Raw genomic sequence first — 16,975 nt, 5'->3', positions numbered from 1 at the left:
CTTACCTCCAATCCAAATCAAGTTCAATTTCTCGATAGCGATCCGTAGTAATCAAACCTTAAATAAGGTTTCTCCTTCGTCGAAGCTCACGTTTAAGGGTACTTTCACTGATGCGAGTAATATTTACAACCTCCTTCATACTGTGGGTTTGAAGCATATTAATCGCATAATCCAGTTGCCGCTTGGTGAATTTAGGTGGACGACCTTCTCGGAAACCGACTTTCTGCTTAGCAATAGCTTTACCTTCTGCAGTTCGCTCAATGATCATATTTCTTTCAAATTCAGCGAAAGCAAAAAAGATGGTGCGTATCAGAATACTAGTCGGTGTGTTGTCCAAGATCCCCATATTAAGAATGTGTATACGAACACCTCGCTCGATCAAATTCTTTACGATCTTTTCGCCTTCGACTGTGGAGCGAGCAAATCTATCCAGTTTGGTAACGACCAGAGTATCGCCAGCCTTTAAAATTTGTAAAAGCTTTGTGAATTGAGGGCGATCCATTTTCGAACCTGTAAAATTATCTACAAAGATAAAGGATTGAGCGACTCCTTCGGCTAATAGTTGATTTACCTGATGCTCTAGACTGTTACCGTGCCTTGACTGACCAACAGTACTTACTCGGGCATACCCGTATTTCGGCATATTACAGACCCCCACCTACAAGGTTTTAGATTTACTTATGACCCCCAGTTATGACACCGACTAAACCCGCATTCTACCGTCCAAAAATCGGGCGAAATTGAGAGGGGCAATACTCAAGAGTTATGACCCGAAGGACAAACCGTTTTGAAACGACTTCACTAACAAAGAAGGAATAGTGTTCTTTTAAGGCGATCCTGATAACTATTGGCACGACCTTGGGAACGAAGAACGAATCGCTTCTTCTTATATAGAAGAAAGACACTTTGGGGAGCTATACCCCTGAAGGGAAATCCTTGGGATTAGGCGACCAAAAAGCAATAGCGTATCCGTTACTTCTATATAGTTAATCTAGATACCGATGCTGAATTTGGACTTGCCCTCGACCATTCCAGTAACTATTTTTACGAGTTATAAAAGAAAGGCAGTATAAAACTCGATTAACGAGTCCTATACTGCCTTTTTCCAACCCATATGATATTTAACACTGACTCTTTTCACATTCCTCGATTAACTCAAGTAAAGTAAGTTCAAGATCTTCGAGATCGCTTCGCTTAAGTGTGCGAACCGCATGATTTACATCAGTATCCATCAATATATTTTTCTCGTTTATTATCCTTAGACACGTCTCTCGGTACGGTTCCCACCGAAGCCCGTAGAACAAAGCCACTCTTTGCTTCAAGTCCACTGCAATCATCCTTTACATCGATTCATACAATAGAAATTTGTTTGGTAATATAGCATGATTCTCTGATAATTACCAATGCAGAAGCAGATATCCGAAACACAAGTATTTTTCTACTTTACTCTATACAACCCTCTATCAATCCACGCCCTTATTTTTCTCTTAAGGAGATATTCACTTTTCTTAAATTTCTTCATAAGGGAATTAACCTCTTGAATAGTCGTTGATTGACCGACATTGTGAAATACCTTTTCTACATCAACAAACTGACTAATCATAGATTGTGCTTTTGTCATTAAATCCTTTTTGAACTCTTCTGAAAGTTCAAGAAGTTCAAGTGCCAAGTCTTCCGAAGTGTTTGATTTTAGGTATTTCTCAAGGGAATATTCAAAAAACACGCTGTACAGATATACATATCCAGCACACAAAAATTTAAGCTTCGCATGATCAAGTGGAGTAAGAACTGTTTCCTTTATTGATGCTACATTATCAGACATGTGATAGCCCTCATTTCCTAGATATTAGGTATTCAACTGAATAAGATCGTGTGTCTAGCATGGAGTAACACTTTTTCTGATATTTATCGTTAATATTACCACCTCTCGTTTGGAGCTACTTAATATTACAGTTCTCTTGAAAATTCTCCTGAATATAAATTAAACTCGCACAAGAAGGTCTAGAAATCGATACTACATTTAAGATCAACGTAAACTTGAACAAGGAAACTAAATTATTGGGTGCTACAGCATGAATAGCTGCTCATTACCAACACAATAGCCAATAGCTATTCCCATCATGAAACAATCGCGTTCCTTCTATTGTAATGTAATCGAAACCGAACCCGAACGATAACAACAGCAAAAGCGAGAAGCCTTACCCCATAACGAATTAAACGCCTTGTATTCGATTTAATTGCGATACCAAAGCCACCCATACAAGAAAATCGATTTGTGAACCTCGTAGAGGAGACTTACAATTTTTGATAATAAATTCTACAAGGCTACGTCGAGATCAGGAACTTTGAGCCAAGAAGCCTTTCCAATTATTATGGAAGTGACTCAGCGCACTTTGGATACCCCGAACCGTTTTTGCTCTATTGATATTTTCAATCGTCTTCTCACCTACAAAGACACGCATCTTATTATCGACTTCAGATAGGGCACTTCTTAATTGTTCTTCTGAAATGTTTAGCTGAGCTGCTGCAGCTTTAAGGTTACGCTTGTTTGAAATATAGCTTTTTACGCAAAGCTGATATTGACCAGACAAGCGACTTGTGAACTCATTAACCATAAAGAATGCAATAAATCTTAAGGCATTGAACTTTTCCGTAATAACTGGTCTCAACATTGGATCAGTCCCACTTGAACTCATCAAATCCGAGTAGCGAATATAGTTACTCTCAAGTCTTGATAAAAACTTCATTCGATCAAATCCTTTCTTCGAAAAAATATGGTGCTTAAAGATCGAACCCCAATGGGGCAACAAAAGGGCATCGACTACATATATAAGATTGATGTCGTGGCAACTCCCAAATTTAGATCAATGTCATGATTGAAAATTCACTTGCTTGAACAGTTAAGCAGAATAACGGAACCGATTTAACATTTTATTGAAGCCCCTCAAAGCTTTTTGAATATCCCAAACTGTCCTAGCCCTGTTGATATTCTCGATTGTGCTTTTACCGACAATCCTCATCATCTCTAGATCAACACTGGTTAGAACCTTCCTTAGAGTGTCTTCCGACAAGTTGAGATCGGATGCCGATTCAGGGATGCTGAATTTGTTCATTTGGAATATCTCCACGCACTGCTGATTATGAATTGTAGTGTTATCTAGGAAATCTCCGAATAGGAATATAATAATCTGTCGGAGGGCGTTATACTTCTCACTGAGGATTAGCTTCGTCCGTCGATCGATACCTTTTGAATGCAACAATCGCTTGTAACGTTTATAGCTCTTTTCTACGCTCATGAGGAACTTCATGGTTATCACCCTTTCATGCTCTTGGATTTAGTGGATAGAATATACTGTCCTGTACTTATAGACTTGATGATGAAATAACTGCAGAATCTTAAATCATCTCTTAGCATAAGAAAAAGCAGTACAGAACTCGGCATGCGAATTCTGTACTGCTATTTCAACCACTTTACCTGCAGTTACTACACTCGATTAAGGTTAACGTTTCCTTGTAGCTTATATCGTAAATGTCTAACGCTTCTTCTTTCGAGCGGAATGGCTTCCAGCTTCCTGTCCCTTGCTGCTTCTTCCACCCAAGCTCGGTTCTTTGCTTCATTTCCATAACGTGAGGACATAAATCATGGTCTAGGTGAACGGTGTATGTTTTCAACGGAATATCAATATTTGCCCAGGCTTTCATTTACTCACCCTCTTTGATTTTACAATTCCTTCGATTAATTCAATGACATGCTTCGCAAATGCATCGGTAAGTTGTATCCTGTCTGATCCACGTTGTAATGCTCTAAGTGTACTTCCACCGACATTGGTTACAGGATTAACATGGTCGTAGGATGCCACGATACTGGATGTCGTATTGTCGAATGTTACCCAAGATTCGCTATATTGTGGACATAAATTCTTTGCTTCTAACTCCCAAGACCATCTGCTTGTGCTATCCCAAATGTAAGGATCGCTGACCACCTCAAAATAACCCAAGAGCTTAGTCGTGCCAACCCCATAACAAATTAAGATGTCTCCGATTCGGACAGGATTAGGTCTTCGAGCAAAATGCATCTTTTCTATACTACTGTTCAGTTTTCTTGATGTGGCGAACGGTCGGTCGGAGTAACCAACTGGCTTTATAAAATATCGAACATCTGGTTTAAGTTCCACTGTTTTCTTCTTAAAGAGATGTCCCACCTCAAGATCAAACTTTGGTTTCTGCTGAGCTGCTGCATTTTTAGTATAGTTATCAATCTTTTCAATGATACCTTGAAGTTCCTCATGCGTAAGTGCATGGCTGCTTACATTGCCAATATCGGTAATAACCTTCTTCAACGATTCTTGATCCTCAATAAGTACGCCCCACTCATGATTTTTGTTTAATCCACTATCTGTGAAGTTCGCAGAAGTGATTATGCCCCTAACCGGTATTCCATCCTTACGTGCGATATAAATCTTCCCATGTAACTTATTGTCTACATGAACTCGAAATACAATGGAATGGGTAATACAATTGAAAAGGAATGAATGTAAAGAATCCGCCTTTTTCAGCAGATCAGGATCATTGTCCTTTAAAGTAGTTACCAGTACGACCCGCTTCACATCTGAAGAAGCGATAATCTCGTCAAAGAAAACATCAAATGACTCCATCAGAAATGGGCTGATAATATGTAGCTCGTCCGTTCCATCTACAAGCTGCTTTAGCTCATCGAAATGTCTGGAATGAATGTTATTCAGTATCCTCATGATTCCTCTTCCTTTATATTTGATTGTTCTAACCTACCTATGTATATGCAGGACATTTTTACATTATGACAAAACCTAATCATCTTTATAGGACAATCTGAAAATTGGTACCTTATAATAAAATAGCAGTATAGATCCCATTAAAGAGTTCTATACTGCCTTTTATTAAACCTCTTGCTACATAGATCACTTCTCTGGTTTGATGTTGAATATTCCATGAAAGATTTGAGCGCTTTTCTTAACGTACTCTTCCAGCTTCACCAAAAGTGTAGCGGTGAATTTCGAATCATCTTCTTCTGCAAGCCAGTCAAACCGAAGGTCAAAGTGATGATGTACATTGGCATAATCATAGAATGCCTTTACGGAAAGTTTATTTGTCTTTGGCAAATTGGCAAGGTATAAACGGGAACTAACTGGCAAAATCTTTCTGTCACCTGATTCCTTAAACTGACCTTTCAGTTCCGATGGAAGCTTCTTAAAATGATCCCCAATCTTCTTTAGAACATGGGTTTTGCTATCTTCCTTTTCTTTGTTGAAGCTTACCCCTAACTGAGCATAATCTTCTCTGTACTTTGAATCAATATCGTAATCTTCAGACATGAAATGCACCTGCATCGCTCGGGCATACTCTTTACCGAATTTCTCGATGTTATAAAGATTGATATAGTCCTCGAGCATCGGTTTCAAGTAATATCTTTTAATCGAGTACAGATCAGGCTCATCTTGTAAGAGCGCATTGACTGTATGAGATGAACTCCTTAATACCCCATCGTATAAAGAACGACTAAACGCCAACCGTTTACATTCCATATTCTGCTTACTGTCAATACTCTTTTGGATAAACTCTGAATTTAGTTCCTTTAAAACTACTAATTCGCTTATTAGTTTCAATACCTGATTCGCCTTATCTCGCATAACCATCACCTCTCCTCACCCCATCCTAACACGATTTGGATGGGCATTCCACTTCGCTATCCTTTAGAAGAACTCCTTTTCAATTAACTCAGTTACTTCGTTAAACGGAATTACCCATAGGAACCCTGCTTCCTTATTCCCATTTGACAAAATACCGAGAAGTCTGAACGGTGTCTCAGTATCTCGCCTATATGAATATGCAAAGGAACCGCTCATCCCATTAAAAGTGGGCAATTTATGCCCGTGTTGACCAAATTCGTTTATTCCATCCGTACCTGCTAGAAGCACGATCCTTTTAGATGCATCATCCACCCGTTCAATAAAAGTTGTATATGGTGTCGTTTCCATTTCAACAATGAAATCTTCATAGTTAATGTTAGTTTCTTCACCAGTAATACCGTGTAGAAAAACAACATCTGAGATTTTGTCAAAATAGCCAAGTGGATCTTCATCAATTAATGTATGGTCTAAAAAACATTTTCTATTTTCTTGTTCCATTAACCTAGCCGAATAGGGATCTATCTCGATTACTGCAATATCGCTGTCTTTATCATCCACATGTTTAATAAGCATCAGATTCTTCGTTTCAGTTCCATACAAATAGGGGATTACAACATCCGTCAGCCTTTTCTCTTCCGACACTAAACTTAATACATGACTTGCAGTAACCAAAAAATATCTGTCTTTGTATTTAAGAAAGCCCGCTGATCCTAAAGAACCAAGTTCGAATCCTGGAACCCCGGTCTTATTGAATACGCGAGTGAGAATCGGTCCCGACCATTCCTTACACTCTACTGTTTTCTGCAATAGCTCAGCCTGCTCTATTATTTCAACCATCATGTAGTGCTCCTTCTCGTTATAGCTTAATTAACATCGCCATTTACAAGCTCGTTATTTACCCAAAGAATGGTACCTTTCTTATTCTCATGATCGAGTTGGCAGTCGAAACCATGTTTTCTGTAGAAATGTTCCGATCTGTCTATGTGATCCCAATCTACTGAGGAAATCCAACCTGTAATAACTTTGATTTGCATCTCATGGACAATCTTCATTAGCCCTTTCATCATGATCGATCCGTAACCCCTGTTAACCCGCTCTCCTTCAATCTTTATATCCGCAATATCCATATGTTTGTTCTCAACATGTACGTGGACATTCGAATCAGGCACTCTTACCCCATCTTTAGAAATGACCTTCACTCTAAGATGAATGTTTACATCATCCATCCCGTCACCATACATTAAGCGGTAAATCATGACGCTTTCCCCGAATCGGTTCTGGGCAACATGAATGACCTTATGCCCATCCTTTTCTAAATCAGTCGTGTGCCACCTGACTTCATACTCAATATCGCCCTTTTTCTTTAAGGGGAGCGGCTTGTACTCATTTTTCAACATTGGGAACGGATCGCTATCCCCAAATAAATCCTTTAGTATATTAGTAAGCTGCTCTGAGCTTTTTTCATCGAGCGGGTTATTTTTCTTCGTCATTCAATCACTCTTTTCTGCGTAGCTATTCATTGAATCTATAATAGTAAATATTCTCCACTTCCTGCTCGAACCCCTTCCTCATTTCGACTCGATTCTACATAAGGAAAAAGGTATGTGGCATTCAACTTTTACAACCATCCTGACTTTATAAAAACGTATTCTAAGCAGGCTAGTGGTATATTAATTTTCAATTCGGAATTTATAAACCACTCATATTCCTAATAAATTTCTGTTCGGAGGATATAAAACACTCAAGACAAGTTAAAACCCCAATCCACATCGTGACTGGGGTTAATGTAAAGTTCCTTCCTGGGTAGACCGGGTTGAGTGGGTTCTGTGGTCAGACTGGACTATTTAATAATGTAGAAATCATTATCCGTTTTTACCACCGAAGTTCGATGATACTTCTTTATATAAGGTTACCAATACTTTCTTAACGGCTTCGTAAGCTTGGAATATCATATCCTCTGCAGACTGTCCAGCGTCTGAGAAGTTACCTATTAAAACGTAAAAACATACTATTAATACGATACTGAAGAATCCCCATATTAGCAAATTTCCGACTGAACTAAAGAAACTCTTTATCCCATTGTGTAAAACTGTGAACAAAACTTTTACTGGGTCTTTGAAGAGTGTCCGAATCGTCCAGTCTACTGCGATACCAACTCGGTCGGCTGCAGTTTTCCTATTTACGTTTGCGTACTCTTGCTCCAGTTGTTCATCTGTAAGCGATAAGACTTCGTCATCAACTTTATCGATGTAAAGTGTACCTTGAGTCGAAGGGACTGAATTCAAATTAGACACACTGAGATTAAATTGTGTGGTATCTATTGCTTTACGAGTTTCAGCGAAAAGTTTTTCGCTCTTCTCAAGTATAATATCGAGTTCGGACTGATTAGGTTCTGGATCAGTCGATTCTGCATCAGTCGATTCATCAGAATGAATGGTTAGTCCGAATGAGGGTACCTTCTCAGATTCTGCCGCTGGAATGTCGAGCGAATCTTTCTGATGTTCGGTAGCTCCTTTTTCATCTGTTAGAGGTACAGCATCGACTTCGGCTGCTTCTACAACTGCTTCGACTAAATCAGTTTCCTCTACCGACGATGTGGTGTATGACATCGACTGGTTAAAATTGCGACTCGGATCGATACTTACCCCGATACCTGCATTGATCTCGCTATCGTCAGCGGAGAAAAATGAGAAGTGGAGGTCATCAAATGTATCAGATTGCGGAGTCTGCGTTTCTTCCTCAGTCTTGGTAAAGGTGCTTGCTCTGTTCTGTACAGCCTTCATTTTCATCACCCTTTCCTTCTTGTTGTTAATAAGATTTATCCCCTTACAGCTCATGAAATCGTTACTGGTTGAGAACGAGCAATAAAAATGTTGCTTAGATAAATTTGAAAGCCCGATTAACAGGCTAATTATCACTGCTGTGTGTTTAACGAACATAAGAACATCAATCGGAAGCTATTAACTCAAAAATTCTCGAAAACCTTCGCGCGGCGGGATCTATACCCCTGAATAGGAGAAAACACCTCGCGCTTAACGAGGTGTCTCTGCATTCTTAAACCTATTCGTCAGGAGAAAACACTATGAAGTTTTGACCTTCTGCCAACTCAACTTGCGTTACGCTATCACCATATTTAATGTACAAATCAATATCCCTGAAGCTATTTGGCTTTCGGAATACCACTTTGAATGCACTTGCAGCATAACCAGTAAGATCAATGACAGTTTCAGGCTTCGCCTTCACCCTAATCTTTTTAATCAGCAGATTAGCTCCGTTGTAAATCACCACATTCCTTCTTCTGGAATACGCCAGAAGAATTATGATTAGCGGGGGAGTCGCCACTATCGGAACGATAGGGAACTTCTTATCAGGCGCTACCGGTTCTGGTTGTTCAAAAGCTTCAATAACAAAGTCAACCCGTTGGGTACTCATTGACTCATTTAATTCGATTGACCGTTTTACTTCTTCTGCTACTTGCACCGATTCAACCGTAACCGAATCTGAGTCTCTGTAGTCTTTGTACGCAACCACGTTTATTCTCGAAATTTCTTTGTCGGTAAATGGATTCTTCAATATAACAGTATGCTTCCCAAGCTCGACATCCTCGAAGCGGTACTCGCCGTTTTCGTTGGTAAAAGCAATTCGTGGATCAGAATGAAGTTCGACTTTAAGCCCTTGCATAGGATTACCGTTCGCGTCCTTCACAACCCCATACACGACTCCAAGCGTCGCAGTCGGCACTACCTCTTTCACATACCTAAAGGTGACGGTTAATGATTCACCGTTCTCACCAATAAGCACCGTTTGCGTATCCGATCCGAGCAAGGAGTAGCCCATGATAATAGGGGCTTTGACCTCATTCAAACCTAAGTGCAAACTATCAGCTTCCTCTGTTTGGAGAAGTTCCTCAGTCTCATGATCTACAGCTTCAACGAGCAAAGTATCCATTTTCTTTTCAACCACTGGAGCAGGCACTGTGGTCACATGGCTTCCTTCTCGGTCTGGATTAAGATCCTGATCCTTTTCATTCAATTTTGTTTCAGGCTCCGGCTGTGACTCTACCTTTGGCAATTCCGTCTTGGGTGTCGGTTCAGGTTTCGGCTCTGGTTTTGGCTCAGGCTTCGGTTCCGGTTTCGGTTCCGGCTTCGGTTCTGGCTTCGGCTCGGGTGTTGGTTCTGGCTTCGGTTCTGGCTTCGGTTCTGGCTTCGGTTCCGGTTTCGGTTCTGGCTTCGGCTCAGGTGTTGGTTCTGGCTTCGGTTCTGGATTAGGGCTAGGTGTCGGTTCAGGATTTGGCTTCGGCTCTGGTTCTGGTGTCGGAATGACAACGTCTTTCTTATAGAAATAGGTCAGCTTTTCGAATGGCACGTCTGCTGTCAGCACGACATTTTTAACTGCATCTCCGATTAGCTTATATACCCCGATAAACGCATCAGCTCTATATGAATGATCACCTAACGGCAAATCCGACAGAATTACATCTTCTTTGAGTTTACTGTTCGTTTCCCAATCAACAAATTCAACCGTTATTCCACCTTTCGGTTCTGGGGATGGAACGACTGGCTCAAAATATGCTTGGACGTTCTTGTCCTTATCCATCTTAAATGAGTACGACTCTTTAACAACTTCCTGACCATCAACCACCCATCTAGTGAATTTATACCCTTGATCAGGAAGCATTGATACGGATATTTCAGTTCCTTCCTTAAACTGTCCTACTGCGCCTCGGACATCTTGGAACACATCTTTTGTATCTTCATTTACAACATTGACTGTACCTTCACCTACGACTTCAACGATCAGTTTGTATTCCTTTGGTGGTGATGCAATGGGGATGAAGTGCGCTATCGCGACAACATTGCGATCCATATACATGGTAATACCCTGATCGTCTGACTCTAGCCCATTCACGACCCATTTCTCGAACTTATATCCCGGCGAGGGATTAGCCATCAGGCTGACCGATTCAAACTCGGGAAAATTCGTAACACTGCCAGCTGCGAACGGAGTAACTGTTCCCATTCCAACTTGATTAACCGTTAGCGTATACCGTGTAGGCTGTGGTTGGTTTTGCTTGAAGTGAGCTATTGCTGTTTTGTCGCTGTCCATTTTCAAGCTTACCCCATAACCAAAGGCATCGAAGTAATCCTCGCCATCAATCACCCATTTTTCAAGTTCATATCCTGGTACTGAATTCCGAGCAGAGATGGAAACCCATTCTCCGTCATCGTATTCATATGTGCCAGTTGCAGGGAAGGTTGTGCCTTGCCCCTCCATACCGACTATTAACTTATGCTTCGCTAATGAAGCAGAAGATTGGTAATAGAAAACGATGACATTGTCCTTGCTTCCAAAGGTGTCGAAAGTGAGCGGATAAATGCCATGAGATACCCCTTCGCTATGAATATTAACCTCTGTAGTTCCTTTACCAACAATGTTGTATTCGCCCGCTGTATCGGTAGTGGTCAATATCCCTTCATCCGTGATTGAACTAGTCATATCATCTGGCAGTCCTACATTGGAGATCGATAACCCATTTCTTGAATTAACTAAGTGACGCTCTGTGCCGATTTTGGAAGTGAAAATATGATCTTTGTTTAAAACATACTTACCTGAATCACCAATGAGGGAATAACCTTCAAAATTCTTGGCATTGTACGTAATGGAAGCGTTCAAGTCCAAAGACTTGTCCGCTGTCGAATATTCCTCAAAAGATAGCAATTCATCTGTTCCTTTGACACGATGCTCGACTCTTAACGTGTCAGCACCTTTAACGAATCGATAATTGTATTGCGGAGTATTGGCTCGGTTGTCGCCCCTCGATAGACCGGATATTTCTAACCAATCGTTGTAGAACTGTTTACCTGCTGCCTGGTCGTCAATAAAAATATAATTGTAGTCGAACAGCAACTGAGGTTTTGCTACTTGGTCGAAAAGTTTGAACAGCTTCGATAAAGTGGGAATGTTACTATTGGTTAAGAAATTGTAACTGAAATCAACCTTATTTGCATTTAGTGTATCAAGCATGCTTACATTGTTTAGCCCCTCGATGTTGGAGAGCCGGTTATGACTGAAATCAAGAACACTGGTCGTTGTCGCCGCTGTCTGCGGCTCGATCAACCTTCTCAAATTATTCAAGCCATCTAGGTCGGTTAATTTGTTATTGGACACATCTAAGTGACTTAGCCTTTCAAGACCGCTTAGCCCGTCAATGTTCTCCAACTGATTATTACTGAGATCCAGAAAATTTACCCCATTCAGGAAGCTCAGGGCATTCACTTCACGAAGCTGATTGCCGCTAAACTGAAATACTGCATTGTCTGAGAACTTAGGGTCGCGAAGGATACTGTCCTTGAATAGCTGCAGACCCTCTAAGCTTGTGAATCCCTTGAAATCATCGGAGCCGAATGAGAAGTGTCCTTTATTCTGGTAAAACCTTTGCATCCTCATTTCGACATCACGCTTATTGATCGTATCGTTGATCGTCCCGTTCCAGACTGGTGTTGTCCATAGTCCCCAAAGCTCGCCCATCCAATGAACAAAATAATCTGCCAGCTCACTACTTTGGAACAGCTCGCTCACGACAACATCTTCACCTCGATGGAAGCGAGACATTACATCTTGCGCCATACTGATCGACTCCACAGACCAAGGCTCATCAATACTCAAAAAATTGATGTTTCGTTTACGTGCAAAGCTTTCTGCGGTCGAATTGTTATGTCCGATAATTGTAGCTTGGTATGGGATCACAATGTCCCAATCAGACAAACCATTCTTGTCGCCTATTATCGTATTTGGATTCTTAAATGTGACGCTTCTAATCCCATAGCTGTATGCAAACGCATTTACCTCAACTAGCTCAACACTTTCAGGGATAACTACGCTCGTTATACTTTGATTTCCCAGAAATGCTGCTCCGAAAATCCTTGAAACGGGTCTCCCTTCGATTGTCTCTGGGACGACTACATCTCCGCCTGGTCCGATATACTCTCGGATATAGGCATAAGGTTCATTCATCCATTCCGGATTTAACTCGTAAATGAAATGACTCGGATCGGAAGCGTATACTGCATTCGTGACACTGGTTTCGCCGTAAACGGCATCTGTTACGCTCACTTCATTTCCATAGTCGGTGTCGCTTGGTTGATCATCAGCAAGAGCGCTCATTGGGAATAGCCCAATAAGCAGAGCGATCACCAAGAGAACTGAGATGATCCTTTTTCTTTCCTGTTTACTGTTTGCCACATCCTTCATCTCCTTACTTCTACTTGTTCTTTTTCTCTTGGTCTTATAAATTTGCTCATGATGACTATCCTGAAAATCAATCAAACTCTACAACATTTTGAAATTTTTCTAGCAACTAATTCCCCTTAATTATCCGTGGCTTCAATCGGCATAAAAAAAATGCAGTGTCCCCTAGCATAGGGAAACACTGCTCACAATAAGAAAAGAGCCAGATGCTTGATGCATCTGACCCCAATATCAGTAATTATTCAGATTTAATGATGGCAATATAATTTGATTGATCCCATTTTACATCTGCACCAATGGCTTCACTAGCAAATCTTAAAGGTACATAGGTTGATGAGTTATTGATAAACGGTGCTGTCGAAAGTGTAATCGCCTTGCCATTGACATACGCAGTCTTACTGCCAATTGTCAGCTTAACTGTAATACTTTCTCGAACAATAGTTACTTCTTGCTTGTCATTATTCCACTTTACTTCTGAGTTGAGCTTCTTGAAAACTCCACGAAGTGGGATGAAGGTGCTTCCGTTGACGATCTTCGCAGGAGGATTCAAACTTACCAAATCGCCATTAATTGTTACACCGACATTGTCCTTGTTAAAGTTACCCGTGATTGCAGAAGTCGAACCACTCGGTGGAGGGTTAACATCTCCGCCTCCAGTTGGAGGGGTGGTTACACCGCCGTTAGAGCCACCAGTCGAGCCACTTGTTGCAGTTGTGAAAGACCAAGTTTTGTTGAGCGTTTTGCCCTCGTACTCTTCCTCGTAGAGAGGTTTATAATTCACAGACACTGTGTAGGTTTCCCCATTTTTTAACGGTTGCTTAGTATAGAAGAACCAGTACCCCGAATACCACTCGGAGAAGAAGGGAACATTGTTACCCTTACCGTCTTTAATAGTTGCATCAATAGTCTTAGTGTCTAGTACATGTGGCGGATAAAAGGAGATGACGTAACCCGATCTTTCGATACCAAATTTACTGAGTGGGTTAGGGTTTTCACCTGCACCTACAAATGTGGTCGGTACATCTTTTTGTCCGTTATACGGGTACATAGATACAGCAGTTGTATCCGACCCGCTAGACTTCGCAACCATAACAAACTTACTGCCCACATACCCAACCCCGATTTCTGATGTGTAAGGACTCAAGAAAGGAGCTCTGTGGTAAGCGGAACCAATCAAAGTATCAATCGAAGCCTTTGTTGTGGTGCCACTATACGAGATCACCTCAGACAACCCCTGTGCCAACTTTGTGTCCCCGCCTACTACCAATACGCGATCCTTTGGCTCCTTACCAGTATAACCCTTCTTACCCTCTACCTGATCATGCCCAGTTGTATTGTTGGAAGTGAGGTAATTCACATGGTTTTCAGATGCTTTGGTTAGGTACGGGTTCAACTTTACTTCACTGAGTCCTGCATCTTTACGAATTTTGTTGATATAGTCCAAAGCTTCCTTTGCTTCCTTGGAATAATCGAAGTCCGCAGAAGCAATTTGAACTGGTTTTTCAGACTGCGCCGCGAGTGCTCCTTGACCCCCTAAAATAATTGAGAATGCAAGCATTACTGCTGTTAACTTTTTCGTTTTCATATTGACCTCCGATCTACAGGATTCGTTAAACTTTAAAAGAAGGAACAGTGTATCTGTCCCTTATTCCCACTCCATTCCATTTAGAAGGCATCATCTTAATTATATAAAGAACCAGAATAATAGTCTGTTGTATATAAGTCACATCGATCCTACAATTTTCAAACTCTCGCTACTTACGTGATTAATACTCATGCGGAAGCATGAATGTATAATACTTCATCTTCCCCTCATCGCCGTATACTGCCCAAACTACTTCTGAAAATAACTTCTTGTTGTCGATAGTGAGTAAATGACCGTCATTCCCATTCGTAACTACCGTTTTCTTCCCAACAGTCTTAAAAGACAGAAACTCTTCTTTGCCATAAAAGTGCTTGATGATTAATGAAATAACCAGTTGCCAATCCCTACAGCCAATCTCTCGAACCCCATGAGTCATTACTATTTGTAGGCTCAAACACTTACCTCCTCGGACGATCTATCTCAAAACCTTCATAATAATCCGTGTCCCTATAATCGCTTTTAATAGCTGCAACAGAAAGGGGGCGAACATCAATGTTGTTCTGTTGGTAGCCTTCAAGAATAGTCTCATAGTATATCCGAGTAGGCGCCGATATTGGTCTTGATTCGGCATTCATGATATAAACCATCGCTCCTAGTTCAATTGGAAGATCACTTTCATTAAACACGTCATTTTTTACACTAATCGATTCTAACTTTATCTTAATGATCTCTTTTCTGTAGAGTCCAACTGAAACGCCTTCATAATGATCTAAAGCGATTTCATCCCTTTCGGAGATCATCCACAACACAACAGGTACAAATAGTCCGATATGTTTAGAGATGGTGGCTACGCGTTTAAACACTAGCTCATGATCTTCAATACACCCAATCCCGATGATATACGCATCAGGACAACGCATCTTCATTTGCTTAATGTGCATATTGCTCCCGTAAGCTACATAAGGCTTCATACTCGGTACCTCCAATATCAATAGTTAGTTGGTAAGTTTACCTTGGATTACGATTGGTTGTACAGTGTTCAATAACGGTCAGGATCGCCCAAGAATACCCCGAATGGGGCTTACTGCGCTTCGACATCTGACAAGCCCCGAGCGTCATCATTCGTTGGCGGCTCCCTCCATGCAGAATTACCTTCAAGGTACTTAAGTAGGTGATGACGCATGGTTTTGAACTCATCACCAATACCACCAAGTCTGAGAAGCCATACACGAAATGAATACTTCTCATTCCCGTTGTCAGGCACTGTTACCCGACTGGTTGCTTTCTTTTGGTTAAGGGCTTGAGCCGCGATGAGCAAACTCAACTGGATACTTGCTTTCACTTTGCCGGCATGCAAAGTTCCATTGAATAAACGGAACTCTACTGTCTTTAATCTGCCGCTTAATAACTGGTGCAAATTCAGTATCCGGTACCTGGAGTCGTTATATCGATCGTTTCGACGGAAGGGTAAAGCATTGAATCCGTGATACCAAACTTCTGCAAACTCCCCCATCGTCTTCGGCTTCTTTTTATTCAGCTTCTTTATAAACTCATCTGAAAGATCCAAGCAGTATCTGCGCCGATCCTGTCTGCAATCCAATGCCTTGGTCAGCAAAGATTGTTTTGCGTAGATAATATTACAAAGAGTTCTCAAGTTATTTGGAGAGAATCTCTCAGCTCCTACATGTACATGTAATCCGCAACTCTTGTTTACTAATGCGCCGCTTTCCTTCAATTCACGAATTAATCTCTGTAATAAAGGAATATCAGAATACCCCAAAACAGGGGATACAAGTTCACACTGATAATCATCCGATACGATTACTATTTCGGAGTTCTCTTGTCGAACCGCTTGAACTGATGCATCCTTAACGACTCTCCATATCCGTCCGGATCGATCCTTTATTTCATAAGTATCATGACCCCATCCACCAATTTGTGTTGGTCTGCCTGTGTCGAAGAAGTCCGCAACAACATGAGCTGCCACTGAACGTTTTATCCCTGTGAATTCTAATTCAAAACCGAATGATAAACTTGTGTATTCAACATGCACTCCCTGAGCCTCCTAACCAACCACAATTAACTGGTTAGTTATGTAATTTTTCTCAGGTTTGAAGTTACTTTTTGACGCACTTTTCATAGGTTTTTCGAAAAAATGTTGAGCCTAATTTATCTAAAATCAAAAATAAAGATCACCTTAGTGAAAGGTGATCACTTTGTAAGCTATAGATTAGACCCATGCCCCCAATGCCCTTAAACGAACATCAACGGGAAATGCTGACGAATTTCTAAATCACATTGATTACAAACGATAAAGTTCTTTTCTCCTGTTCCAATAAATTTAATCTCAATCCGATAATCTACATCAGGCATCACTTTTTCAGGTAGAAAGCTGCCGCGGCAAACTCCGCATGATCCGTGTAGTTTCATGTAACACTCTACGCAAAGCGACCCAATATCATGAGTAAGGTGATTA

At 40.9% G+C, this 16,975-nt stretch carries 14 protein-coding genes; all 14 read right to left on the bottom strand.

Translation table 11 applies throughout. The features are described from left to right. Window positions 1-58: 58 nt before the first annotated feature. On the bottom strand, window positions 59-643 hold the full coding sequence (locus PHU01S_RS02450; protein ID WP_127505931.1) for a recombinase family protein: 585 nt from the start codon (window positions 641-643) through the stop codon (window positions 59-61). 795 nt (window positions 644-1,438) lie between these two features. Beyond that, the gene (locus PHU01S_RS02445; RefSeq protein ID WP_127505929.1) at window positions 1,439-1,822 is read right to left on the bottom strand and encodes a hypothetical protein; all 384 of its coding nucleotides are present in this window, start codon (window positions 1,820-1,822) and stop codon (window positions 1,439-1,441) included. A gap of 514 nt (window positions 1,823-2,336) precedes the next feature. Next, entirely contained in the window at window positions 2,337-2,747 is a 411-nt protein-coding gene (locus PHU01S_RS02440; RefSeq protein ID WP_127505927.1) for a hypothetical protein, read from the bottom strand. A gap of 724 nt (window positions 2,748-3,471) precedes the next feature. Next, window positions 3,472-3,702, bottom strand: a complete 231-nt coding sequence (locus PHU01S_RS02435; protein WP_127505925.1) for a hypothetical protein — start codon at window positions 3,700-3,702, stop codon at window positions 3,472-3,474. After that, the gene (locus tag PHU01S_RS02430) at window positions 3,699-4,751 is read right to left on the bottom strand and encodes a phospholipase D family protein (protein ID WP_127505923.1); all 1,053 of its coding nucleotides are present in this window, start codon (window positions 4,749-4,751) and stop codon (window positions 3,699-3,701) included. The genes PHU01S_RS02435 and PHU01S_RS02430 overlap by 4 nt, the downstream gene beginning before the upstream one ends. A 186-nt stretch (window positions 4,752-4,937) precedes the next feature. Continuing rightward, entirely contained in the window at window positions 4,938-5,666 is a 729-nt protein-coding gene (locus PHU01S_RS02425; protein ID WP_127505921.1) for a hypothetical protein, read from the bottom strand. A gap of 63 nt (window positions 5,667-5,729) precedes the next feature. Next, complete coding sequence (locus PHU01S_RS02420) at window positions 5,730-6,506, bottom strand: hypothetical protein (RefSeq protein WP_127505919.1); 777 nt, start codon at window positions 6,504-6,506, stop codon at window positions 5,730-5,732. A gap of 23 nt (window positions 6,507-6,529) precedes the next feature. Next, window positions 6,530-7,156: a GNAT family N-acetyltransferase gene (locus PHU01S_RS02415; RefSeq protein ID WP_127505917.1), complete on the bottom strand. Its 627-nt coding sequence runs from the start codon at window positions 7,154-7,156 to the stop codon at window positions 6,530-6,532. 372 nt (window positions 7,157-7,528) lie between these two features. Then, window positions 7,529-8,455 (bottom strand): hypothetical protein, encoded by a 927-nt coding sequence (locus PHU01S_RS02410; protein ID WP_127505915.1) that lies wholly within the window; start codon window positions 8,453-8,455, stop codon window positions 7,529-7,531. A 271-nt stretch (window positions 8,456-8,726) separates the two neighbouring features. Then, window positions 8,727-12,908 carry an InlB B-repeat-containing protein gene (locus tag PHU01S_RS02405; RefSeq protein WP_164762948.1) on the bottom strand — a complete coding sequence of 1,394 codons (4,182 nt, stop codon included), beginning with the start codon at window positions 12,906-12,908 and terminating at the stop codon, window positions 8,727-8,729. A gap of 244 nt (window positions 12,909-13,152) precedes the next feature. Continuing rightward, entirely contained in the window at window positions 13,153-14,499 is a 1,347-nt protein-coding gene (locus PHU01S_RS02400; RefSeq protein ID WP_127505910.1) for a stalk domain-containing protein, read from the bottom strand. A gap of 181 nt (window positions 14,500-14,680) precedes the next feature. After that, window positions 14,681-14,953, bottom strand: coding sequence for a hypothetical protein (locus tag PHU01S_RS02395; RefSeq protein WP_120463222.1), 273 nt, complete (start codon window positions 14,951-14,953; stop codon window positions 14,681-14,683). Window positions 14,954-14,957: 4 nt separating this feature from the next. Then, window positions 14,958-15,470 (bottom strand): gamma-glutamylcyclotransferase family protein, encoded by a 513-nt coding sequence (locus PHU01S_RS02390; RefSeq protein WP_127505908.1) that lies wholly within the window; start codon window positions 15,468-15,470, stop codon window positions 14,958-14,960. Between the two features lie 110 nt (window positions 15,471-15,580). After that, a complete protein-coding gene (locus tag PHU01S_RS02385; RefSeq protein WP_127505906.1) occupies window positions 15,581-16,552 on the bottom strand; it encodes an amidoligase family protein in 972 nt (323 codons plus the stop codon). Between the last annotated feature and the right edge of the window lie 423 nt (window positions 16,553-16,975).

This window comes from Paenibacillus humicus NBRC 102415, from assembly GCF_004000905.1.
GTDB lineage: Bacteria > Bacillota > Bacilli > Paenibacillales > Paenibacillaceae > Paenibacillus_O > Paenibacillus_O humicus.
The sequence above is the reverse complement of the archived record's forward strand: the minus strand, read 5'-3'. Positions and strand labels throughout refer to the sequence as shown.